This is a genomic window from Psychroserpens sp. (assembly GCF_036960315.1).
Classification (GTDB): Bacteria; Bacteroidota; Bacteroidia; order Flavobacteriales; family Flavobacteriaceae; genus Psychroserpens.
The window spans coordinates 318,623-341,860 of record NZ_JBALVR010000003.1 but is presented as its reverse complement, the minus strand read 5'-3'; the positions used below and the strand labels follow the sequence as shown (position 1 = coordinate 341,860).

Below are 23,238 nucleotides of genomic sequence, written 5' to 3'. Positions count from 1 at the left end.
TAACTTTATGGAATCATAAATCAACAGTTAAATTAAAACACATAAACATGGATAACAACGGAAATCATCAAATGAATGGTGACGCAAGTCAATGCCCTTTTTTAAGCGGTACACAAAAGAAAACTGCGGGTGGAGGAACTAAAAATCGCGATTGGTGGCCTAACGAATTAAAACTAAATGTTTTACGTCAACATGCAGCTAAATCCAACCCAATGGGAGAAGATTTTGATTATGCTAAGGCTTTTAATAGTCTTGACTTTGGTGCTCTAAAACAAGATGTTATCGATTTAATGACCGATTCTCAAGATTGGTGGCCTGCAGATTATGGTCATTATGGAGGATTTATGATTCGTATGGCATGGCATGATGCCGGAACATATCGTGTAGGTGATGGAAGAGGAGGAGCAAGTACTGGTACCCATCGATTTGCACCACTAAACAGTTGGCCAGATAATGGTAACTTGGATAAAGCGCGTTTGTTACTTTGGCCTGTTAAAAAGAAATATGGGAATAAAATTTCTTGGGCAGATTTAATGATTCTTGCAGGAAATTGTGCTTTAGAGTCTATGGGCTTTAAGACATTTGGTTTTGCTGGAGGTAGAGAAGATGTTTGGGAGCCAGAACAAGATATTTATTGGGGAAGTGAAACAGGTTGGTTAGATAATGATGATCGTTATGATACAAGTGATGGTGACTTAGAAGGGCATTTAGGTGCTGTTCATATGGGATTAATTTATGTGAACCCAGAAGGTCCTAACGGAGAACCAGACCCATTAAAATCGGCACACGATATCCGAATTACTTTTGGACGTATGGCTATGAACGATGAAGAAACAGTAGCGTTAGTTGCAGGTGGACATACCTTCGGAAAAGCGCATGGTGCAGCCGATCCTGATAAATATGTTGGAGCTGAACCTCATGGTGCATCAATAGAAGAAATGAGTACAGGTTGGAAAAATACGTTTGGAACAGGTGTGTTAGATGATGCTATTACAAGTGGTATTGAAGGTGCTTGGACACCAAATCCAATACAATGGGATCATGACTTTTTTGATGTACTCTTAAATTATGATTGGGAATTAACTAAAAGCCCTGCCGGTGCTCACCAATGGACACCAACGGCGTCATCTAATGCACGTATGGCTCCAAAAGCAGGTGGTAATGGAACACAAGCTTTGATGATGACTACAGCAGATATGGCTTTGAAAATTGATCCAGGTTTCTTAGAGATATCACAACGTTTTCATACTGATCACAAAGCTTTCGAAGATGCCTTTGCTCGTGCTTGGTATAAGTTAACACATAGAGATATGGGGCCAATTTCACGTTATTTAGGCCCTGAAGTTCCAAAAGAAGAATTACTATGGCAAGATCCAATTCCTACTGTTGAATACAAGTTATCAGATGCTGATGTGTCTTCATTAAAACAGATGATTTTAGCTTCTGGACTTTCAGTGTCTCAGTTGGTAACAACAGCTTGGGCCTCTGCTTCTACATTTAGAGGTTCAGATATGCGAGGTGGAGCTAATGGTGGGCGTTTACGTCTAGAACCACAACGCAGTTGGGAAGTTAATAATCCAACAGAATTGAATAAAGTTTTAACTATTCTAGAAGGTATTCAGAATGAATTTAGTGGTGCAATTTCTATGGCAGACTTAATTGTTCTTGCTGGTGCTGCTGGAGTTGAAGCAGCCGCTAGAAATGCGGGTCATACGGTATCAGTGCCATTTACTCAAGGACGAGGAGATGCATCTCAAGAGCAAACTGACTTAGAATCGTTTGGGTATTTAGAACCCTTAGCTGACGGATTTAGAAACTACATGAATTCTAAATTGGATGTTGCTGCTGAAGACCTATTAATTGATCGTGCAAACCTTTTAACGCTTTCAATTCCTGAAATGACTGCTTTAGTTGGAGGATTAAGAGTATTAGGAACCAACTATGATGGTTCTAATCTTGGTGTATTAACTGAAAATGTTGGAAGTTTAACTAACCATTTCTTTACAAATATTCTTGATTTTACATATACTTGGAGAGCAACGTCAGAAGATGATACAATTTTTGAAGGGCGTGACCGTAGGACTGGAGAAGTGAAATTTAAAGGAACACGTGCAGATCTTATTTTTGGTTCTAATACTGAATTAAGAGCAGTCTGCGAAGTTTATGGCGCCAATGATGGACAAGACAAGTTTGTAAGTGATTTTGTTGCAGCTTGGGCAAAAGTGATGAATTTAGATCGTTTCGATTTAAAATAAACTCAAATGAAATATAAAAAAGAAGGAGTGAGTCGTTTAGGTTCATTCCTTTTTTAATATAATACAATAGTTATGACTCCTATAGAATCCTTTTTTGAAGCCATGCGAACTGGAGATAACGAGCAACTTGTAGCTCAAATAAAGATGAATCCGAAATTGGTTAACACCAAAGATTCACGAGGTTTCACACCATTGATTTTCACTACGTATTTTGATAATGAAAAAGCAACAAAGATTTTAATTGATCACAATGCTGAAATAGATACCAAAGACGGAACAGGTAATACGGCTTTAATAGGTGTTTGTTTTAAAGGCAATGAAAAGTTGGCAACCCTATTAATTGACAATGGCGCTAATATTAATGCAAAAAATAATATGGGAACGACACCTTTAATTTTTGCAACCATGTACAATAAGGAAAAAATCATCAAACTCCTTTTAATTAGAGGTGCAGATGTTTCTATAAAAGACAATGAAAGTAAAACAGCTTATCATCATGCATTAGAAAAGGAATATAATAATTTATTGGAACTACTTAAATAAAAAAAGCCACTCGATAGGAGTGGCCTTTTTTATATAAATGAGCTAGAACTAGTTCACGTGCTTTTCTAAAAAATCAGCTACACCTTCATGTGTTGCTTGCATTCCAGATTTTCCTTTGCTCCAGTTTGCTGGACATACCTCACCATTTTCCTCTACAAATTGTAAAGCATCTACCATACGTAATGCTTCATCAACATTTCTTCCTAAAGGTAAATCATTAACGATTTGGTGACGAACGATACCTTCTTTGTCGATTAAAAATAATCCACGGTAAGCAATTAGTTCACCATCTGCTTGAAGCATATCATTATCGTCATAATAGTATTCTCCAGCTAAAACGTCATAATTTTTAGAGATGGTTTTATTAGTATCAGCTATCAATGGATATGTTATTCCTTTGATGCCACCTTGATTTTTTTCCATTTGTAACCAACCAAAGTGAGATTGCTCAGTATCTGTAGATACTGCAATAACTTCAGTATTTCTAGATTTGAATTCCTCCAATTTTTCTTGAAAGGCATGCAGTTCTGTAGGGCAAACAAATGTAAAATCTTTTGGGTAAAAGAATAATACAACGTGCTTCTCTCCAATGAATTGATCCAATGAAAAATTGTCTACAAATTCGCGACCATTTACAACCGCTTGCGCATTAAATTGAGGTGCTTTTTTTCCTACTAATACAGCCATTTTCTAATTTATTTTTTTGAGTTAAATTTTAAATCCGGCTGCAAAGATATGTATTGCCAAACGATTGACAATGGAGAACTATTTTAAAAAATTATGGAATGATAGCCTATGCCAATTTACCTGAAAGTTGTCTTATTTTTATTTTGAAAGCGGCAAATAATAATGTTGTAAAAGGACTCAGCCAGTTGAATATTGCAAATGCAAAATATTCTCCAACATCAACGCCAAGAACACCAGATTGATAAGCTCCACAGGTGTTCCATGGGATAAGTACGGAAGTAACTGTTCCGGCATCTTCAAGAGTTCTACTTAAGTTTTCAGGAGCAAGACCTTTGTCTTCATAAGCTTGCTTAAACATCTTTCCTGGAATAACTAAAGCGAGATATTGATCTGAAGCAATGACATTAAGTCCTAAACAACTCACCACAGTGCTAGCAAATAATCCGAAGACCGTAGTTGCAACAGATAATAAGGCTTTGGTAATTCTAGCTAAAGCACCAATACCATCCATTACACCTCCAAAGATCATAGCGCAAATAATAAGGTAAATTGTCCAAAGCATACCATTCATTCCGCCAGCAGAAAACAAATCATTAAGTTTTTCATTTTCAGTGACAATAGATGTATCAGTAAATATTGAATTCGCGAGAGCTCCCAGTTTTGAATCTGAAAGTGTATTTAGAATTTCTGGTTGAAAAATAAACGCAAAAACACAGGCTAGAAGCACACCTGCTCCTAGAGCAATTAGTGGTTTTGTTTTAAACAATATTAAGGCAATTACAGCTCCTGGAACTAAAAATAGCCATGGAGAGATATTGAAGGTGCTATCGATCGTTCCTAAAAGATCACTTACGTCTGCGCTTCCAGATGTTTCAATTGTAGCGCTAATAATTCCGAAGGCAACCAAGGTTACAACAATAGTTGGTATAGTTGTATATGCCATGTATTTAATATGAGTAAACAAATCGGTTCCAGCCATAGCAGGAGCAAGGTTGGTGGTATCACTTAAAGGCGACATTTTATCACCAAAATAAGCTCCAGAAATCACAGCACCAGCAATCATTCCTGGATTAATACCTAAAGCGGTTCCAATACCAACAAGAGCGATACCTACAGTAGCTGAGGTCGTCCATGAACTTCCAGTTGCTATTGAAATAACTGCTGCGATAATGACAGAGGCTGGTAAAAATATTTCCGGACTTAAAACCTGTAAGCCATAATAGACCATTGCAGGAATTACACCACTAACGAGCCATGTGCCAGCAAGTGCTCCAACTAAAAACAGAATCATAATTGGGATAAAGACACTTTTAAGATTCTCCCAAACTTCTCTAACCATAATTATTGGTGATACTTTATTCATAAGACCTCCAATCATAGCAACAAAAGCTCCCATAAGTAATATAAGTTGATTTGTGTATGTACCAAACCATTCTTGATCTTCAACAAAAAAGATGTTATATGCTAGTAATCCCATTAGGATAACGACAGGAACAAGCGCTTCAAAAATATTCAACTCTTTATTCTCAATAATATTTTGCTTATCTGCTTTAAATTCTGAAATGTTATTGTCTTCGTTCATATTGATTTTCGTGGCTATTTGTTATTGTAATGTTACGATATTGTGAAGTCATTTGCAAATAGCATTTTATAGCATAGTTGTATTTTGAGTTATGCTTTGTTTAGTTATTTGGTTGTTTCATAATACATTATAAATTAATACTATAGGAGTGATTTTTCGATAAAACTTATAGCTTTATTTTTGTATTATTAAATTTTTAACAAAAAACACACCCATACATTACCTCACATTTGTATGGTTTTTCTATTTAGGCAAAAATAAATTAAACCCTAAAAGACACTAGTAGAGGTGGCTCTTGAGGCTTATTGGGTTATTTATTGTTTTGTATGGTTTTTATGTGTGTTAGTGTATCTCATATATCCTTATCTTTAATTGTAACAATACAATTCATATATAGCATGAAATCATTTCTGTATACCCTGTTTATTTTATTATTATCATTTTCTATAAATGCCCAAGTTGGAATAGGTACCACAACGCCCAACGGCGCTCTTGATATAACATCTACAACAGATGGATTATTAATTCCTAGAGTGGCCTTGGCTGCAACAACAACAGTTACAGTTTCTACACCTATTGAATCAGAGTTGGTGTACAATACAGCAACGGCTGGAGATGTTACTCCAGGCTATTATTACTTAAGTTCTGCAACTGGACCTTGGGTGAGATTTGGAGGATCTACAGGTTGGCAAATAACAGGAAATGATGACATCGTAGATGGCACAAATTTTATAGGAACTATAATTAATGTTGATGTTGCTTTAAGAAGAAATGGAGTTGCTGCTGGGAAAATTGGAGCTACAAGTACTTCCTTTGGAGTTGGTGCATTAACAAATGGTGCAGCGTCTAACAGTACAGCTATTGGCAACAATGCTTTGTCTGTTAGTACAGGAAGTAATAATGTAGCTGTTGGACAAAATGCTTTACAAAACAGTAATACTACAGCGCAATGGAATACAGCTGTTGGTAATAATGCATTAAGTGGCATTAATAGTAATGCAGCACAAAATAATACTGCTGTAGGTTATAACACTATGACTGGTGCTGGAAATGTAAGTAATGTAACCGCTATTGGCTCCAATGCACTTTCAGATAATACAGCTTCTAATAGCACTGCCGTAGGGTATAACGCACTTCAAGCTCAAACTGGTGCTGGAACGAGTAATACTGCTGTTGGTTCTGGAGCGTCAAATAATAATTCAACAGGAGATAATAATGTCAGTGTTGGTATGGCTGCCGGATTTGGCAGCACAGCTGGCTCAAATAACACGAAAGTGGGTACTAATGCTGGAAGTTTTTCAAGTGGGTCAAATAACACAGCTATTGGGTTTAATACGCTTACAGCAAATACAGGTACTGATAATTGTGTAGCAGTTGGTTTTAATGCCTTGTTAGCAAATACTGCGGATGAAATTACAGCCGTCGGTTCTAACGCTTTAAATAGTAACACTTCAGGGATTGGAAATACAGCTGTAGGTTTCAATTCGTTAAGTGCGAATACTGTAGGGACAGCACTTACCGCTGTAGGATATGGTACTTTGGAAAATAGTACAGGAATTAATAATTCAGCCTTAGGATGGGGTGCTTTAAGATTTAATACTACTGGAACTGAGAATACTGGGCTTGGTGTACAGGCTTTATATAATAACGTTGGTGGGGCAGATAATGTGGCCGTAGGAAGGAGTGCATTAATTTCAAATACAACCGGAAGTGAAAATGTAGCTGTTGGATTTGAGGCTTTAAGAGCTAGTACTGGCGCTGCTAATACTGCTATTGGTAAACAAGCTTCAGAAAACTCTGGTAATATTAATAATGTAACGTCAGTTGGTTTTCAAGCTGGATTTTCAAATAATCAATCTAATACTACGTTGCTAGGTTTTCAAGCTGGAAGCACAAATACTGGGGCTGGTGTGACTGCAGTCGGTTTTCAAGCCGGAAATTCAAATTCGGGAACTGATGCTACTGTAGTGGGCTATCAAGCCGGAAACGCAAATGCTGGAGCCGATGCAACTATTGTGGGTGCTTGGGCAGGTAGAGCAAATGCAGGGACAAGTAACACGTATATTGGTAAGAATGCTGGAGGGCTTTTAAATACAACCTCTTCTAGCAACAACACAGCGGTTGGTTTTAATGCCTTACAAGGTGGTAACGGTGAAGATAGTGCGCAGAACACGGCAATTGGTAAATCAGCTCTAGAAAATCTTAGTAATAATGCAAGTAACAACACAGCGGTTGGTAATGAAGCAGGCGCACAAACTACTACAGGTTCTAATAATGTAATGGTTGGTAATGGAACCAGGATTACTACTGGGTCTAGTAGTATAGCTATAGGTAATGCTGCTTTCACCGATACGTTCTCAAATAGTATAGCCTTTGGAAATGGAGCTTCTGTTTCTGCTTCTAATTATGTTCAAATTGGAAATGGAGCCGTAACGATTATACATGGTCAAGTGGATTGGACTTTTGGTTCTGACCGAAGATTGAAGTCGAACATTAAAAACCTTGATTTGGGATTAGATTTTATTAAAACATTGCGTCCTGTTTCTTTTTACCGTAATAATGATGAAAAGAAAAAGACAGAATATGGTTTTATTGCTCAAGAAATACAAGAAGCACTTAATAATGCAGGCGAATCAAACAATGGAGTAATTAGTACAGATGCTTATGGTATGTTAGGTTTGCGACTCGGTGATTTAACATCAATGACCGTAAAAGCAGTACAGGAACAACAAGAACAGATTGAAGAACTTCGAAAGCAAAATGCTGAACTTCAAAAAACCAATGCAGCTATCTTAAAGCGCTTGGAAGCATTAGAAAATAAATAGATCTACACTTTAAATAGGATACTTATATTATAAGTTATGACAATTGAAACACTTGATGTAAATTCGCACATCATATGGATTCATTAACTCAAATCGTTTTAGGCGCTGCTTGCGGAGAAGCCGTTTTAGGTAAAAAAATCGGTAATAAAGCGTTACTATTTGGAGCTATTGGTGGCACCATTCCTGATTTGGATGTCTTTATCGGAAGTCTCTTATACAACAATGAGATTGATGCCATGTTGTTTCATCGCGGTTTCATGCATTCTATACTATTTTCAGTTCTAGGTGCTTTTGTATTGGGTTGGCTGGTTCATAAATTATATAACAAAGGAAAACGATTAGATACAACCACTCAAAAGGATTGGATCTCTCTATTTTTCTGGTCTTTGTTTACGCATCCAATTTTAGATTGCTTTACGCCATACGGAACACAACTATTCGCGCCATTTTCTTCGTATCGTGTCGCCTTTAATAATATTGCAGTTGCAGATCTTTTGTATACCGTTCCTTTTTTGATATGCATGATTATAATCATGTTTTACAAGCGACAAAGTGATAAGCGTAAATTATGGTTAAAGCTAGGTATTGGGGTCAGTTCTGTTTATATGTTGCTTACCATTTTTAATAAGTTCTATATTGACAATGTGTTTAAATCCTCTTTAGCCGAAAAGGGTATATCCTATGAACGCTTTAGTGCGCAGCCTTCGATTTTTAATAATATTTTATGGTATGGTATTGCTGAAACTGATGACCATTATCAGGTAGCTTTTTATTCCTTGTTGGATAGGTCTGATCAATTTTCAGAATGGAAAACAATCCCTAAAAAGCGCTTGTTAAATAAGAATTATGATCAAGACATTGCTTGCTTAGCATGGTTTAGTAATGGTTATTATAACGTTCAAGCGGCAGAAGATGGCGAATTTATTTATAATGATTTAAGATATCCGTTAGTAAAAACGAGAGAAGGGTACAAGTCCGTTTTCAATTTAAAACTTTATGAGGCTGATGGTCGTTTAGACATGAAACCATTTGCTCCAGAAATGGAGGATTTCGAATTTACCATGTCGGCACTTTGGGAACGACTAAAAGGAAAATAAAAAGCCTTTTAAAAATTATACATTCAAAAGGCTTTTAAAATAATTTGTTAATTGTCTTAAGCTAGAACAACTTCGTTTTTGTTGTTTAAAATTTTAAGACTTTCCATACACTCACGCATCATGTTGTAAGTGCGTTCAATATCGGCATCTAGTCCAATCGAAAAACGAATCAAACCATCGCTTAATCCCATTTCCTGTTGTTCGTCTTCTGGTATTTCCGAAGATGTAGAGCTTCCTGGTGCTGAGAATAAGGTTTTGTAAAAGCCTAAACTTACTGCTAGATAGCCTAAGTTTCGCTCTTGCATCATTTCCATGAGTTCGTTGGCTTTGTCTAAACTACCAACATCTATGGTGAGCATTCCTCCAAATCCATACTTCTCATTCATCATCGATTTAAATAATGCATTTGAAGGATGAGAGTCCAATCCAGGATACACAGTTTTTAATCCGTCTTGTTGAAATTTTTCAGCCAAATAAGAGGCATTTAAACTATGTTGTTGCATTCTAATATGTAATGTTCTTAGATTTTTTAATACTGAAGATGCACGCAAGCTATCCATAGTTGAACCCAATAGCATAGATGCACCATCATTTACATTTCTGAGGTCATTAATAAATTCTTGAGTTCCACAAACCACGCCGCCAACAGTATCACTAGAACCATTGATGAATTTTGTTAAACTGTGAATCACGACATCAGCTCCTAATTTTGCTGGAGAAATAGATAGTGGTGAAAATGTATTGTCAACGACCAACTTTAAATTATGGCGTTTAGCAATCTCTGCTAAGCCTTTAATATCAGCAACTTCTAATAATGGATTACTAACTGACTCGCAGTATAATACTTTTGTGTTTTTTGTAATTGCAGCTTCAACAACATTAAGTTTTGTGATATCTACAAATGAAGTTTCTATATTAAAACGCGGAATAAAATTTTTAAGAAAAGCATAAGTACCACCATAAATGGTTCGACTAGAAACGATGTGGTCTCCTGCACCACACAATTGCATTAAAACTGGAGTTATGGCTCCCATTCCAGAAGCCGAAACATTAGCGGTTTCTGTTCCTTCCATTGCAGCCAAAGCTTCGCCTAAATGTAAATTTGAAGGCGTAGAGTGACGAGAATATAAGTAGCAACCATCCGCATTACCTTCGAAAGTGTCGAACATCGTTTTTGCAGATAAAAATGTGTAGGTAGACGAATCAGAAATTGAAGGATTAACCCCTCCAAATTCTCCGAAATATTGTAAGTCTTGAATGTTATTAGCTGGTTTAAATCCCATTAGAGCACAGTTTTAAGTTTATATTACATCAAATGTCGATCTATTTAGATTATATATCAATAGTCATTTAAGTATTTAGATAATAAAACTATGTTTATTTATATTTGTAGATGTTTTTACTGGGCTTATTTGGATTCAACTCATAATACTGAAAATTTTTCGAAATGATACAACTAGATGCTATTGATAAAAAATTACTACACTTTCTTCAAGAAGATAGTAAGCAAACCAATAAAGAATTATCAAATAAATTAAACCTGTCGGTTACCGCCGTTTATGAACGTATCAAAAAATTGGAGCGTGAAGGTATTATCTCTAATTATGTTGCGCTTATTGATAAAAAAGCTATAGACAAAGGATTTGTGGCGTTTTGTAGTATTAAATTAATGCAACACACAAAAAGTTATGTTATTGATTTTGAAAAAGAAGTTACCAAGTTAGATGAAGTATTAGAATGCTACCATATTAGTGGAGATTATGATTATCTATTAAAGGTTTTGGTTGCAAATATGGAAGAGTTTAGAGAGTTTATGGTAAAAAAACTGACTACGATTAGCCATATTGGAAGTACGCATAGCGCATTTATGATTAATCAAGTGAAGCATACGACAGTAATAACAATCTAATTTATCTATATTTAGAGCATGCAATCAACGTCTTATAAACTCACCGAATTTTTTATCGTCTTTATTCTAGTGCCAGTTAGTTTTGCAATTAGCTATCCGGTTTGGGTTAAGATGATTATTGGATTACTTGGGTTTTTCTACATCATATTTGTCCTATTACGAGTTGAGAAAAATAAATTCAGAATTGCTCAAAACCTAGATTGGCCATCTTTTATTAAACGAACCCTTATGCAATTGATTGGCATTGCTATACTCACAACTATTTACATGTGGTTTGTTGATCTGCCTAATCTTTTTGTTGTTGTTTTAAATAAGCCTTTACTATGGTTGACGATTTTATTCGTTTACAGTTTTTTCTCGGTATATCCTCAAGAGTTGATTTACAGAACCTTCTTTTTTCAGCGTTATCAATCGTTGTTTAAAAACAAAACACTTTTTATTATTGTTAATGCAGCTTTATTTTCATTGGCTCATATTTTCTTTAGAAATGGAATCGTCATGATCTTGACGTTTGTTGGAGGAATTCTCTTTGCATTAACATTTCAGAAAACAAAATCTACACTCTTAGTATCCATAGAACATGCTATTTATGGCTGTTGGTTATTTACAGTGGGAATGGGAGATATGTTAGGGTTTCCCCAATAAAGGTTTATTTATTTTATAATTTAGCGTAAATAAGATTGCGATTCTATGAAACACAACCAAATTAAGGATTTTTATAAGACTATTTTTAGGTCTTATGATAAACCTTCCTTAGAAACACATATTAAAAAAATTATTGAATTAGATAACTATTTACCTTATAGCTCCACGTTTTTCTGTATTACGAATACGCAAAGCTTAGAGTTTGAGTATATAAGCAAAAATTTTAAAGCATGTCTTGGGTTAGATTCTAACCTGTTAAAAACTAAAGGTATGCGCTATTTCTGGAGTAGAATTCATCCTGATGATCTTGAGAAATGGCTTAAAGCACTAAATGAATTAATGGAATTTACTTTAGGGAATATTAATTTAGAAGACCGTCAAAAAGCAAATTATACATGGAATTATAGATTTAAAAATGCCGAAGATGTTTATGTGAATTTAATTCAGAATACAACACCGTTAGCTTTTGATAGTCTTGGGAAACCTATTATTGGGCTGGCGCATTATACAGTTCTTCATTCTGACATAAAAATGGACATATCTGCATCAGCCAAACTCTTAAATAGTCAGAATGAATACGAGACCATTTATTTTAATAATTACGGGCAAAAATTATTAAGTGAAGGGATTAGTAATAGAGAAAGAGATGTTATTAGATTGTTGGTTTTAGATTATAGCAGTAAAGAGATTTCTCAAAAACTGAATATAAGTCCTCATACTGTGGATACGCATCGCAGAAATATTTTAAAAAAACTTAATATATCTTCCACAGGCGAACTTATTGGTATGCTAAAAATGAATCAAAATTTGTTTTAAAAAAATAATTCAAATTACTCAATTTAAGTATTGCATCACAATTTGTTTTGTAGGACCTTTACCTTTAGCTATTAATTAATTCGTAGGGGAATTAAAGCAAAGTGTCTACTAAGAATTGTCATTGATTCAGGTAGGCACTTTTTTTATTTTAATTATCTCAATTAAATTCCTTCAAGAATTTCTGTTTAAGAATAAAAAACGTTAATCTTCATTCGGCATTAGTCAATCAAAATCATGCTTTTGTGGACGTTTTTTAATTAAATAATGTTTTTCAGAAGACAAAACCCACACTCTTAATCTCTATAGAACATGCCATTTATGGCTGTTGGTTATTTACTGTTGGTATGGATGAGATGCTTGGGTTTCCATCATAGCTAAACATTTAACATAAAGTGATGTTAAACACCTAATTGAACGTACTCATTTTAATTATCTTTTCTGTAACTAATCAACAATTTACTATTATGAAACGAGGTAAGTTCATTAAAACAGCCGGAATAGGAGCGCTTTTAATTCCGTCCACAGCTTTTGCATTTAATATAAATTTAAAGCAAGAAGAAGAACAATTAGACAAAGGACTTGTTCAGAAATTTGTTGGCGCATCTCATGGCAAAATGGATGTTGTAAAAGAACTATTGGAAGAACATCCTACTCTAATTAATGCCGCACACGACTGGAAATTAGGAGACTTCGAAACAGGTTTAGGAGCAGCAAGTCATGTTGGTTATAAAGAGTTAGTTCAGTATTTATTAGATCATGGCGCTCAAGCCAATATCTTTACTGCTGCTTTATTTGGAAGAATGGATATACTTAAACCAATGATAGACTTTTCACCAAGTCTATTAAATGCTCGAGGACCTCATGGATTCACCTTGTTACATCATGCGGAAAAAGGTGGTGATGATGCTTCGAAAGCCAAAGAATACCTTTTAAGTAAGGGTTTAAAAGAAACAAAAATCGCCCTGTACTAAGTCCTTTAATTTTTATATTGCCTTCCCATAAAACATTCGTATTTTTGTAATCATTTATTAAAAACTGATAAATATTTTCTTATGAAATCATACGATGTAGCAATAATAGGTTCAGGTCCTGGTGGATATGTAGCAGCAATTCGTTGCGCACAATTAGGGATGAAAACAGCAATAATCGAAAAATATTCGACACTTGGAGGTACCTGTTTAAATGTAGGTTGTATTCCTAGTAAAGCCCTTTTGGCATCGTCTCATCATTATGACGAAGCAACCAAGCATTTTGAAGAGCATGGCATCGAAATTCCAGGTGACATCAAAGTGAATCTAGAAAAAATGATTGGTCGTAAACAAGCTGTAGTTGATCAAACTACTGGAGGTATTGATTTCTTAATGAAGAAAAATAAAATTGATGTCTATGAAGGTTTAGGAAGCTTTAAAGATGCTACTCATATTAAGATTGAGGGAAAGGATGCAGGTGAAATTGAAGCAAAAAATATCATTATTGCTACGGGTTCTAAACCATCAAATTTGCCGTTTATTACTTTAGATAAAGAACGTGTTATTACATCTACCGAAGCTTTAAAACTTAAGGAAATCCCTAAACACATGATTGTGATTGGTGGAGGTGTTATTGGTCTAGAACTCGGACAAGTTTACAGACGTTTAGGAGCTGAAGTCACTGTGATTGAATATATGGATAGAATCCTTCCAACAATGGATGCTGGCTTATCTAAAGAATTGAATAAAGTCTTTAAGAAGGCTAAATTTAAAATGATGATGTCTCATAAAGTACAATCTGTCGAGCGTAAAGGCGATGAGGTGATTGTGAAAGCTGAAAATAAAAAAGGAGAGGTAGTCGAATTTAAAGGCGATTACTGCTTGGTATCTGTTGGGCGTAAACCATATACTGATGGATTAAATGCCGAGGCAGCAGGCGTGAAATTAACCGACAGAGGACAGATTGAGGTGAACGATCATTTACAAACAAACGTAAGTAATATCTATGCGATTGGTGATGTAATTAAAGGCGCCATGTTAGCACACAAAGCTGAAGAAGAAGGTGTTTTTGTTGCTGAAACTTTAGCAGGACAGAAACCACATATCGATTATAACTTAATTCCTGGTGTTGTTTACACGTGGCCAGAAGTTGCTGCGGTAGGTAAAACTGAAGAAGAATTAAAAGAAGCTGGTGTAGCGTATAAAGCTGGACAATTTCCTTTTAGAGCTTTAGGTCGTGCAAGAGCAGGAGGAGATTTGGACGGATTTGTAAAAATCTTAGCCGATAAAACCACAGATGAAGTTTTGGGAGTCCATATGATTGGCGCACGTTGTGCCGATTTGATTGCTGAAGCAGTTGTCGCTATGGAATACAGAGCATCTGCCGAAGATATTTCTCGTATGTCTCATGCACATCCAACATTTGCAGAAGCCGTAAAAGAAGCCGCTTTAGCAGCAACTGATGCTAGACCGTTGCATATTTAAACAGTATTGTCATTTCGCACTTGATGCAGAATCTATGATATAAAAAAGCGAACTCATTGAGTTCGCTTTTTTATATATCTATAATTATTTAATATACTTCACCTTAGAGCCAACTAACTCAACATCAGCAGTAGACCAGCTTTCCTTTATAGCGTCTTCCATTTTACTAATGTTCTCTGAATCTCCTAGCTTTTCATAAGCTAATTTTAATCCATGTTGTGCCCAACCATTTCTTGGTAACCGGTCTAAGTCTTCTTGATATGTTGCTATAGCGTCGAGATATTGGCCGTTTTTTATAAGGACATCACCTAAATGATGACGAATAGAAAAGAACCAATCTGGTGGTTCGTTATAATTTAAGGCATCTTCTATAACAACTGCATCACGCAATAACACAATGCTAGCTTCATAATCACCTTGAGCAGCTAATAGTTCTGCTTCTAAAACCATGTCTGCTATTCCTATTAAATTTCCTACAGTATTGATGTCCCAAATGGTAATCTCGTTCATGCTTTCATCTGCTGCATAGGTTTTTAGAGCTTTTAGTTCGGTTTTGGCTTTGTTTAATTCATCTTTTGCAACATAAGCCATGCCTTTTGCATAGTGTTGCATAGCCAAAGGATATTTTAAAGTGCTAGTTTCCTCTTTAGCGAGTATCTCGTCCCACATTCCAAACTTTACCATGGAGTAATATGGAATCACATAATAATGTTGCAAAGTTCCCCAGCGTGGTTCGGCCATAATATCTGGATGTACATGTTCAGATACTTTATTGGCACCTATCATTGCCCAATGCTTATTGCCTTCTAATGCTGCTGTTGCTGCCATAAAATGATGATTATGCGGATAATAGGCTAGAGGATAAGCGCCTTGAGCATGACAAAGTGTAACATAAGTACTATCAGCTTTCACAGCATTTATATTTGAAACAGTGCCTTTGTGATAATCTCCAGTGCGGATATATATATGTGATGGCATATGCACTAAATGTCCGGCGCCAGGAATAGTACCATCGTCAAATACTTTTGCAGATGCGTAAGCACGTTCTGGAGTGCTAGAAGCTTCAACTGCATGAATATAAAAATGATTAGCTCCAGGATGTGAAGAATTCGTTTTTATAATGTTCGCTAATAGGGCTACAATTTTAGGTGTCCATGGTTTTTCGGTACCATCCTTTTCATTTAAATCCCAAGGATGTAAGTTCATTACAGATTCGGCATACAATGTTGCGACTTCAGAGTCGTTGGGATAGGTGTTGTAGATCTCTTTTAATGCATTGGAATAATTAATATCTAAATGCGAACGATCTTCAGGAGGTTTTGCAGAATAGCGTTCTGCCATAGCATTAATTAACGCTTTTTCTTTATCAGTACAATTAGTTGATACCTTTTTAGCTTCTTGAATGGCATTATATGCTCGCTCATAATGGTCATCTTCCATTCCTGCATTATAGTTTGGTCCTAAGACATAAGCATATCCCCAAAATGCCATTGCGCAATTCGGATCTAGTTTTGTAGCATAGAAAAATGAACGCGCAGCTTCAGCATGATTAAAAGCATAGGCTAAAGTTAAACCTTGATTAAAGTAACTTTGTACCAACTCTTTATCTGTTGTGATTGGATAATTTAAATGACCTAAACCTTCAAATAAAGGTGCCTTATTGTCTTTTTTATACCAATCGGCATCAGTAATCCTTGGCGCACAAGTATACTTTGCTAAAGGTGGTGTTTTTATAATAATCTCTAGTTCAGTTTGTTTGTCCGATTTGCAAGAAACGATACAGAGGTTGAGGCAAAGCAGAAACAGAATTGCGTTTTTCATATTTGTGATTGTCTTAAAATTGACTGTCTTTTATAAAGGTATTAAAAATAGCTAATAGGTATTTGTCTTGCAAGTGGTTTTGTGTGCTTGGTACAGAATACTTTATAGTTGGAAAAGTAGAAGCACAGGTCTTTTTACTATATTTAAAGTATACAATTAAAAGTTATGTGAAAGTTCCTGAAGCTATATATACTGAAACCCAACTTCTAGTTGATTATATTAATGAAAGTTATATGTTTGTCAGGTCACTTAAAACTAAATAACCACAGATAGTATCTTTATGGAAGAACTAACACTTACAACACCAGCACTATTGTTTTCTGCGATTTCTTTAATTATGTTGGCTTACACGAATCGTTTTTTAGCTTACGCTGCAGTCATTAGAAACTTGCACGATAAGTATTTGGAGAAAATGGATGAGTCTCTAATAGAACAAATTAAGAATTTGAAATTGAGATTGAACCTTACCAGATGGATGCAAATATTTGGGATAACAAGTTTGTTACTTTGTGTACTAACGATGTTCTTAATTTATATAGATTTCAATATTTTAGCAGTTTGGGTATTTGGTGCCGCTTTGATACTGCTAATTTTATCTTTGTCGCTTTTGGTTAAAGAAATTCAAATTTCAATACGTGCATTGAGCCTTCATTTACGTGATATTGAAAGTCACCTAAAAAAGAAATAGTCGTGTTATAGTTCTTTGATTAAATCGTAAATCCTCAAGCGTTTGCTATAATCATACTCGTTAACATCTCTCACAAAACAATACATGCTTATTTTTTCGCTTTTCACTTTTTCTGAAAGTTCTTCGACAGTAAATGGTCCAAATTCTTCAGATTTTTCGATGTAGTAAAACTCATGGCCATAAATTAAATCGGTCACTTTCTGCTTGTATTTCTCCCTTAAAAATGCTTTTACATCTTCAACAGAATTTAAATCCTCCCTATACTTCGTCGTATTGATAAAAAGCGCAAACTCTTTTTTGTTTTGATGGTTGAGAACCAAAACATCATCATCTTTAAAATAGGCTTTTACAGTAATGAGTCCGTCTTCAGTTTCTATCTGAAATATGTTGTTGATATTGAGTGTCCATGAGGTTTCTATTATAGATTCCTTCCTGGAAATTTGAAGAATATTATCTTTCAAAAAGGTATAAACAGATTTTTTTTCTGAAATACCATTGACTAAAACCCATTGATGATTAATAAACAAAGAATCATGATGAATTGTATAATCAAAAGCTTGTAAGTTAGGAATAGTGTTGTGCAGGTATTCTTTCATTAAGCAGACGTTTTAAAAAATAACGATTAATAAGGCAACGTCTAAAATACAGTTTTATTGAATAACTTTCAAAACTTTTCTAGATGTTTTAGGACCTCTTTCTTATAACTTCTGCTAATTGGTATGGCCTTTTTGTTAATCGTAATATATTCGTTTGTAAACGATTGGATATATGCTATAGCAATAATATATGATCTATGGATTCTTAAAAATTGCTGCTTAGGCAGTTTGGCCTCAATAGCTGTAATGGTCTCTCTAGTTACAATAGTTTCGTTCTCCTCATGAATTTTGAGATAGTCGCTATAGCTTTCAATATAACGTATTGAACCATAATCTATCTTTATCATTTTACGGTCTGAACGTACAAACATAAAATCAGATTCATCAATAGAGGATATTGGTTTTGTTTCTTTTTGTCCGTAGATTTCAAAATAGTTATGCAGCGATTTTTGTAATCTTTCAAAGGAAATTGGTTTCAGTAAATAATCGACAGCTTTAAGTTCGAAACCTTCAACAGCATAATCTCTATAGGCTGTTGTGAAAATCACTTTGATGGTACTGTTAATTGATTTCGCAAAGGAAATACCCGAAATTTCAGGCATATTAATATCTAGAAAAACCAAATCAATAGGTTGATTGCTAATATGGTTAAAAGCTTCTAAAGCATTACTGCAGCTCGCTACAACATGAATATTGTCAATTTTAGACAAATGTGTTTCAATGATTTCTCTAGCGATAGCTTCATCATCAACAATCAAACAAGAAATGGGTTGTACTTTAGGCATTAGAGGTCTTTTTTAATTGTAATTCAACTTCAAATGATGTGGCAGTATTGCTTATCGATAAGTCATATGTTTTTGGATATAACAACTCTAAGCGCTTTTTAATATTCTCTAAACCAATGCCTTGTTTTGATGAGGTGTTTTCCGAATTCGAATTTTTTATATGGAAATAGATCAGATCATCATTAGCTGTGAGTTTGATGTCTATCTCTAAAACGCCATTGTTAATGCTTCCATGTTTAAAACTATTCTCAATGAATGGAAGCAGTAACATAGGAGCAATCGTTGTGTTTTCCGAATCTAGTTGTACATCCATTTTTACATTTAATGTATTATTAAAACGCATTTTTTCTAGTGCAATATAATCTTTGATGTGTTCAATTTCTTCAGAAAGGAGTACAAAAGGTTTTTCGGCTTGATACAATAAATAGTCCAGTAAATTAGAGAGTTTTAATATCATATCTGGTGTTTGTTCAGCCTTTTTCAAAGCAAAACCATACATGGTATTTAAAGTATTAAACAAAAAATGCGGATGAATTTGCATCTTTAAATAGTTGAGCTCTTGCTCTTTGAGTTTGAGTTGCGTATCAAGAATTTTAGTCTCAAGCTCCTTCGTTTTTGAGATTTGCTCCAAATTAAGTTTTAGCAGTTTAAATGCGCTTACAATGACAACAACCAAATAAACGGCAGTGCTAATAAAAATGATATTCTTAGTAGCAGGATTCATTTCGTCATATTCAAAATTCGAAATGTAAATGAGACTAAAAAAAATGGAAACCATTAATAAATACACTGATATGATGAGTGTATATATGCTATAAAGCACAAATCGCCAGTACTGTTTGGTGATTAAATAATCTGGAATTAATTTATACGTCGATACATAAGTGGTGGCAATTGTTGTAGGCATTAAACAAAGTGAAAAGAGTAAAGTGTCGTCAAATCGGGTACTGTTTACTCCAAAAAAATAGGTATAGAAAAACAACACAGCAACCCAGAAAAGGAGGTGTAGGATTATCTGTCCGATTTTTTTTAAAATGAATTGCCTTGTAAACATATACTATAGTGTCAATACAATATTACTATATTTTTTTACTGAATTTGTCTATTTTGAGACGAACAACCAATTTAGTTCGCTTTTTGACATTGATGTCAAATCCATTCATAAACGCGTTATTGGTCGCATTAGTAAAAAGTAAGTTCGTCTAATTTTTAAGTTTGAACATGTTTAACTAAATTTAAAAACTATGAACACACTAACAATTACATTTAAAGGTTTATTCAGTCAAGCCATAGCGGCAAACATTTTTACGGATGGCGGAACACTATTTATGTCTCTTATTTTAATTTGCTTATTAGCCGCATTGTTTTTTCTTGTTAGAGGTTTTATGAACGTTAGCAAATCCTCAGAACTTTCAAATAAAATGCTACGACTGGCATCAGATGCCAGTTTATTAGGATTAACTATGGGGTTTTTAGCATCTATTATTGGGCTTATTTCGGCATTTGATTCTTTACAAGCTATGGGGAATGTTGATCCTTCAGTTTTTGCTGGCGGACTTAAAATTTCGTTATTAACTGCAACCTCTGGACTATTTACATTTGTTGTGGCTAGAATTGGGATTATTATTTTAAGACTAATGTTACCTTCTGAAGAAATTTCAGAATAAAAAACAACACCAAATTGTCATCAAGCAATAAAATAAAGTCATGAAGTATATACTAAAGTTTAAAAGAAAAAGCATTCAACATGTAGCATTCATTCTTCCGCTTATCTGTTTAGTTTTTCTTAATTCCTGCAAAGAAAAAGCTAACTCTTCAGATAGCGAACTGATACAAAAGGTTAAAGCTGTTCAAAAACAAGTGATGATACAAGGTAATATTACTGATGAAGAAAGGCAGTACATACTAAGCTTAACTAGTCTTGTAGGCAAGGAAGGTATTGCGTCTAACGGTTTTGATGAAACAACGAAGGTTGATAATGTAGAAAATGCTCCCGTATATCCAGGTTGCGAAGATCTATCTCAAGCAGAAACAAAAGCCTGCTTTAAGCAGAGTATCGCTCAGTTTTTTGACACACAGGTTGATTCTAAAATATTTAAAAACCCGAAATTCTTAGAGCCTAAAAACATTGAAATACTCTTTAATATAAACAAAAATGGTAAGATGTCCCAGCTTAAGGTACGAGATGCTGATGTTTTAATCCAGGCTGAAGCGGCTAGAGTGATAAAACTGTTGCCGATTATGAAACCTGCCACTCAAAACGGAAAAGCGGTAGATGTAATTTATATATTCTCATTACCCTACGGAGGAGAATGATCTCTAATACAAATAATACAAAATAAATTTAATACATATGAAAAGAGCAATTCGAATTACCTCTATAATAGCATTTATATTCTTTAATGTATCTGTTGACGCGCAAGCGAACCCAAATCAAGAAATTGATGTTGAGATTGTAGATAGTATATATTCAAAAACTTTAGATAGTTATCGTCAGTTTTGGGTGAAATTACCAGACAACTATAACCCTAAAAGTAATGCAAAATATCCAGTAGTATATCTGCTGGATGGGTTTTCTCTTGAGTCTACCTTAGAAATCGTTTATGATAGTTATTGGGGACATTATATGCCACATATGATTTTGGTTGGTATATCTAATAGAACCAATAGAACTCATGATTTAACGATTTCAAAAATTGAAACACGTCGAGGTTCTGCTATGCAGACAGGCAGCGGAGGAGCGGAGCAGTTTACAGAATTTATTGAAACCGATTTAATGCCTTACATTGATAAAACGTACCCTACGACAAACTATAGAACATTAATAGGACATTCGTATGCTGGCTTATTTACACTAAACGTCTTAGTGAATCATCCGCATCTCTTTACAAATTATATAGCTATCGATCCGAGTATAGAATGGGATAATCAAAAATTATTAAACGAAGCTAAAGAAAAATTAAAAACTGAAAACTTTGAAGGTAAAGGGGTGTTTGTTGCATTAGCAGCAGAGCAATTGCATATGCGAGATGCTTCAGTAACGATAGATAATCTAATGGAGGATACATCTGAATTTAGTTTATTCTCACGCTCTATTGTTGAATTCTCCCAATTTGCTTTAACACAAAAACAAAATAAATTAAACTTTATATGGAAGGTTTATCCTGAAGATCTTCATGGCACTGTTCCTTTGCCAGCAATAAGAGACGGACTTATATCATTGTTTGAGTGGTATCAATTTAAGTCTCCACAAACGTATAACAATCCAGAAACTTCGGTGGACGATTTACGGATTTTACTAAATAACCAAGAAACGATTTATAATAAAAATTTTGGTTATAAAACAGCTCCAATGATAGAAGAGTTGTTTAATGGTTATGGTTATATGAATCTTCAAATGGAACAACCAGAAAAGGCGTTTTTGTTTTTTAGTATGGCTGTAAAGTATTATCCTGAAAGCGCTAATGCTTATGATGCTATGGCAGATTATTATAGTGCTCAAAACAATAATGCAAAAGCAATTGAATATGTTGAAAAAGCTTATGAAATAAGTGGCAATACCTATCACAAAGAAAAATTAGATGCTCTAAAAATGTAATAAAGTAGATTGATAAAAAAAGCGAACTCAACTGAGTTCGCTTTTTTTATGCCTTGTTTTTTGTGTATTCAACTGTTTAATTTTATAATTTTAACATTTAAGTCTAATATTAATGTGACTTAATCTAAAGGTTAGTGTCTTAATAGAAACCAATAATACTAAATCCAACATTTTTGGAACCTTCTGTAAATATTTATAAACTGTCAGATGAAGAGCTGGTAAGCTCTATTGTCAAGGATAATAACACCCTGCTTTTTGAGGTGTTGTATGATCGTTTTGCAGGTCTGGTTTATAATAAATGTTATGGATTTGCAAAAGACGAAGACGAAGCTAAAGATCTTACACAAGATGTGTTTCTTAAGCTTTTTGTTAAGTTGGCAAGTTTTAAAGGTAAGTCTAAGTTTTCTACATGGCTATATGCTTTTACCTATAACCATTGTGTAAATTATGTGACAAGAAATACCGCTAAAAAGCTTGAAAAACAATCTGTAGATTATGCAGATATTGAAAATATTTCTGAAGACTATGATGAATCTTCAGATTTTAGCGATATGAGAGTTGAAAAACTCCAAAAGGCATTAGAATTAGTATCACCAGATGAAAAGATGATACTGTTACTAAAATACCAAGACAACCTTTCTATTAAGGAAATTGAAAGTGTTTTAGATATTGGGGAAAGTGCAGTTAAAATGAGAATTAAACGCGCAAAGGATAAATTATTAACTGTTTACGAAAATAACCTTAACTAATGGAAAATCCTTTCAGAGATCTAGATAAGCCATTGAAGTCAGTTCCGCAGGAATTGAAGTCTAAGGTTATGAACGATATTGCCATTGCAAAATTACTTATGGAATTAGCCGAACTGTTTTCATATAATCTTGGGGATGTTATTGAAACGGTTATGAGTAAAAGGGATAAAAAATAAATATAAATAGCTA

General features: G+C 34.5%; 22 protein-coding genes. 15 read left to right on the top strand and 7 right to left on the bottom strand.

What is annotated here, in order from left to right:
- The first annotated feature begins 47 nt into the window (after positions 1 to 47).
- Positions 48 to 2,255, top strand: a complete 2,208-nt coding sequence (gene katG / locus V7719_RS07395) for a catalase/peroxidase HPI (RefSeq protein ID WP_335729243.1) — start codon at positions 48 to 50, stop codon at positions 2,253 to 2,255.
- Positions 2,256 to 2,327: 72 nt separating this feature from the next.
- Positions 2,328 to 2,798 carry an ankyrin repeat domain-containing protein gene (locus tag V7719_RS07390; RefSeq protein WP_335729242.1) on the top strand — a complete coding sequence of 157 codons (471 nt, stop codon included), beginning with the start codon at positions 2,328 to 2,330 and terminating at the stop codon, positions 2,796 to 2,798.
- Between the two features lie 48 nt (positions 2,799 to 2,846).
- On the opposite strand, the gene V7719_RS07385 is transcribed toward V7719_RS07390, so the two are convergent.
- Both V7719_RS07385 and nhaC read right to left on the bottom strand, forming a co-directional pair.
- Positions 2,847 to 3,485: a peroxiredoxin gene (locus V7719_RS07385; RefSeq protein WP_335729241.1), complete on the bottom strand. Its 639-nt coding sequence runs from the start codon at positions 3,483 to 3,485 to the stop codon at positions 2,847 to 2,849.
- Positions 3,486 to 3,591: 106 nt separating this feature from the next.
- Entirely contained in the window at positions 3,592 to 5,067 is a 1,476-nt protein-coding gene (gene nhaC, locus V7719_RS07380) for a Na+/H+ antiporter NhaC (RefSeq protein WP_335729240.1), read from the bottom strand.
- Between the two features lie 398 nt (positions 5,068 to 5,465).
- Here nhaC and V7719_RS07375 point away from each other — a divergent pair, with 398 nt between their 5' ends.
- Both V7719_RS07375 and V7719_RS07370 read left to right on the top strand, forming a co-directional pair.
- Complete coding sequence (locus V7719_RS07375) at positions 5,466 to 7,892, top strand: tail fiber domain-containing protein (protein ID WP_335729239.1); 2,427 nt, start codon at positions 5,466 to 5,468, stop codon at positions 7,890 to 7,892.
- Between the two features lie 74 nt (positions 7,893 to 7,966).
- Positions 7,967 to 8,989 carry a metal-dependent hydrolase gene (locus V7719_RS07370; protein ID WP_335729238.1) on the top strand — a complete coding sequence of 341 codons (1,023 nt, stop codon included), beginning with the start codon at positions 7,967 to 7,969 and terminating at the stop codon, positions 8,987 to 8,989.
- 56 nt (positions 8,990 to 9,045) lie between these two features.
- On the opposite strand, the gene V7719_RS07365 is transcribed toward V7719_RS07370, so the two are convergent.
- The gene (locus V7719_RS07365) at positions 9,046 to 10,272 is read right to left on the bottom strand and encodes an aminotransferase class I/II-fold pyridoxal phosphate-dependent enzyme (protein WP_335729237.1); all 1,227 of its coding nucleotides are present in this window, start codon (positions 10,270 to 10,272) and stop codon (positions 9,046 to 9,048) included.
- 167 nt (positions 10,273 to 10,439) lie between these two features.
- Between V7719_RS07365 and V7719_RS07360 the strand changes: the two genes are divergently transcribed.
- The 5 genes from V7719_RS07360 to lpdA all read left to right on the top strand — a co-directional run bounded on the left by V7719_RS07360 (position 10,440) and on the right by lpdA (position 14,812).
- A complete protein-coding gene (locus tag V7719_RS07360; protein ID WP_335729359.1) occupies positions 10,440 to 10,898 on the top strand; it encodes an Lrp/AsnC family transcriptional regulator in 459 nt (152 codons plus the stop codon).
- Between the two features lie 18 nt (positions 10,899 to 10,916).
- On the top strand, positions 10,917 to 11,543 hold the full coding sequence (locus V7719_RS07355; RefSeq protein ID WP_335729236.1) for a CPBP family intramembrane glutamic endopeptidase: 627 nt from the start codon (positions 10,917 to 10,919) through the stop codon (positions 11,541 to 11,543).
- A 45-nt stretch (positions 11,544 to 11,588) separates the two neighbouring features.
- Positions 11,589 to 12,359 carry a LuxR C-terminal-related transcriptional regulator gene (locus V7719_RS07350; RefSeq protein ID WP_335729235.1) on the top strand — a complete coding sequence of 257 codons (771 nt, stop codon included), beginning with the start codon at positions 11,589 to 11,591 and terminating at the stop codon, positions 12,357 to 12,359.
- A gap of 464 nt (positions 12,360 to 12,823) precedes the next feature.
- Positions 12,824 to 13,330 carry a hypothetical protein gene (locus tag V7719_RS07345; protein ID WP_335729234.1) on the top strand — a complete coding sequence of 169 codons (507 nt, stop codon included), beginning with the start codon at positions 12,824 to 12,826 and terminating at the stop codon, positions 13,328 to 13,330.
- Between the two features lie 81 nt (positions 13,331 to 13,411).
- The gene (gene lpdA, locus V7719_RS07340) at positions 13,412 to 14,812 is read left to right on the top strand and encodes a dihydrolipoyl dehydrogenase (RefSeq protein WP_335729233.1); all 1,401 of its coding nucleotides are present in this window, start codon (positions 13,412 to 13,414) and stop codon (positions 14,810 to 14,812) included.
- Between the two features lie 84 nt (positions 14,813 to 14,896).
- Here lpdA and V7719_RS07335 read toward each other — a convergent pair whose 3' ends face one another.
- The gene (locus tag V7719_RS07335) at positions 14,897 to 16,633 is read right to left on the bottom strand and encodes a tetratricopeptide repeat protein (RefSeq protein ID WP_335729232.1); all 1,737 of its coding nucleotides are present in this window, start codon (positions 16,631 to 16,633) and stop codon (positions 14,897 to 14,899) included.
- Positions 16,634 to 16,913: 280 nt separating this feature from the next.
- Between V7719_RS07335 and V7719_RS07330 the strand changes: the two genes are divergently transcribed.
- A complete protein-coding gene (locus V7719_RS07330) occupies positions 16,914 to 17,321 on the top strand; it encodes a DUF2721 domain-containing protein (RefSeq protein ID WP_335729231.1) in 408 nt (135 codons plus the stop codon).
- A 5-nt stretch (positions 17,322 to 17,326) separates the two neighbouring features.
- Here the strand turns inward: V7719_RS07330 and V7719_RS07325 are convergent, their stop codons facing one another.
- From V7719_RS07325 to V7719_RS07315, 3 genes are all read right to left on the bottom strand, one after another.
- Positions 17,327 to 17,917: a hypothetical protein gene (locus V7719_RS07325; RefSeq protein ID WP_335729230.1), complete on the bottom strand. Its 591-nt coding sequence runs from the start codon at positions 17,915 to 17,917 to the stop codon at positions 17,327 to 17,329.
- A gap of 68 nt (positions 17,918 to 17,985) precedes the next feature.
- Positions 17,986 to 18,702 carry a LytR/AlgR family response regulator transcription factor gene (locus tag V7719_RS07320; protein ID WP_335729229.1) on the bottom strand — a complete coding sequence of 239 codons (717 nt, stop codon included), beginning with the start codon at positions 18,700 to 18,702 and terminating at the stop codon, positions 17,986 to 17,988.
- Positions 18,695 to 19,609: a sensor histidine kinase gene (locus V7719_RS07315; RefSeq protein WP_335729228.1), complete on the bottom strand. Its 915-nt coding sequence runs from the start codon at positions 19,607 to 19,609 to the stop codon at positions 18,695 to 18,697. The genes V7719_RS07320 and V7719_RS07315 overlap by 8 nt, the downstream gene beginning before the upstream one ends.
- Before the next feature lie 337 nt (positions 19,610 to 19,946).
- On the opposite strand from V7719_RS07315, the gene V7719_RS07310 reads away from it, so the two are divergent.
- The 5 genes from V7719_RS07310 (at position 19,947) to V7719_RS07290 (ending at position 23,225) form a co-directional block, all read left to right on the top strand.
- Entirely contained in the window at positions 19,947 to 20,369 is a 423-nt protein-coding gene (locus V7719_RS07310) for a MotA/TolQ/ExbB proton channel family protein (RefSeq protein WP_335729227.1), read from the top strand.
- Positions 20,370 to 20,409: 40 nt separating this feature from the next.
- Positions 20,410 to 21,018, top strand: a complete 609-nt coding sequence (locus tag V7719_RS07305; protein ID WP_335729226.1) for a hypothetical protein — start codon at positions 20,410 to 20,412, stop codon at positions 21,016 to 21,018.
- Positions 21,019 to 21,055: 37 nt separating this feature from the next.
- Entirely contained in the window at positions 21,056 to 22,300 is a 1,245-nt protein-coding gene (locus tag V7719_RS07300; protein WP_335729225.1) for an alpha/beta hydrolase-fold protein, read from the top strand.
- Between the two features lie 173 nt (positions 22,301 to 22,473).
- Positions 22,474 to 23,049 carry an RNA polymerase sigma factor gene (locus V7719_RS07295; protein ID WP_335729224.1) on the top strand — a complete coding sequence of 192 codons (576 nt, stop codon included), beginning with the start codon at positions 22,474 to 22,476 and terminating at the stop codon, positions 23,047 to 23,049.
- Positions 23,049 to 23,225, top strand: a complete 177-nt coding sequence (locus tag V7719_RS07290) for a hypothetical protein (RefSeq protein WP_335729223.1) — start codon at positions 23,049 to 23,051, stop codon at positions 23,223 to 23,225. The genes V7719_RS07295 and V7719_RS07290 overlap by 1 nt, the downstream gene beginning before the upstream one ends.
- Positions 23,226 to 23,238 lie beyond the last annotated feature (13 nt).